At 66.3% G+C, this 255-nt stretch carries 1 pseudogene; it reads left to right on the forward strand.

The features are described from left to right. Positions 1-255 (forward strand): annotated as a pseudogene (locus AC6EMZ_RS23450) (hypothetical protein); the annotation flags it as partial.

Consider the following 255-nt stretch of genomic DNA (forward strand, 5'->3'; position numbering starts at 1 on the left):
GGTATCCTGCACGAAGGGCAAACAGTCACGCGCCAGCGTGTCACCGGCCATCACGATCTGCACACTGCCCGAATGCAGGCGCGGCGCTCAGGCTGCACCGGAAATCAGGGGGCAGCTGCGCAGCAGTACGCCCCGCCATCACCACGGCAGCGGCATCCTGCGCGAAGGGCAAACGGTCACGCGCCAGCGTGTCACCGGCCATCACGATCTGCACACTGCCCGAACGCTCAGGCTGCACCGGAAATCAGGGGGCAT

Source organism: Enterobacter sp. SCRI0065 (genome assembly GCF_059766475.1).